The sequence below is a fragment of the Streptococcus sp. k-90 genome, assembly GCF_013277565.1.
Lineage (GTDB): Bacteria > Bacillota > Bacilli > Lactobacillales > Streptococcaceae > Streptococcus.
In genome coordinates this window covers 1-613 of sequence record NZ_VMNE01000008.1, presented here as the reverse complement: position 1 = coordinate 613, position 613 = coordinate 1, and the positions used below count along the sequence as shown (strand labels likewise).

Here is a 613-nt window from a genome sequence, read left to right as displayed (position 1 = left end):
AACGAAAGAGCTTCCAGCAGGAGACGTAACAGCGAAAGCAACAGATCCAGCAGGCAATGTATCAGAGCCAAGCACACCAGAAAAAGCAACAGCAGATACAAAAGCTCCAGCTAAACCAGAAATCAAAACAGATCTAACAGATAAAGCAGGAACTAAGACACCAGTTGAAGTGACAGCAGAACCAGGATCTAAAGTTGAGTTGTTCGACAAAGACGGTAACAAGCTTGGTGAAGGCGTAGCGGACGAAAACGGAAAAGCTACAATCACACCAACGAAAGAGCTTCCAGCAGGAGACGTAACAGCGAAAGCAACAGATCCAGCAGGCAATGTATCAGAACCAAGTGTTCCAGCAACCGCAACTAAGGATACAAAAGCTCCAGCTAAACCAGAAGTTAAGACAGATCTAACAGATAAAGCAGGAACTAAGACACCAGTTGAAGTGACAGCAGAACCAGGATCTAAGGTTGAGTTGTTCGACAAAGATGGTCACAAGCTTGGTGAAGGCGTAGCGGACGAAAACGGAAAAGCTACAATCACACCAACGAAAGAGCTTCCAGCAGGAGACGTAACAGCGAAAGCAACAGATCCAGCAGGAAATGTATCAGAACCAAGC

At 45.8% G+C, this 613-nt stretch carries 1 protein-coding gene; it reads left to right on the top strand.

The window, feature by feature from the left end:
• Positions 1-613, top strand: a 613-nt coding sequence (locus HT734_RS03350; protein WP_240151607.1) for an Ig-like domain-containing protein, incomplete at both ends; no start/stop codon positions are given.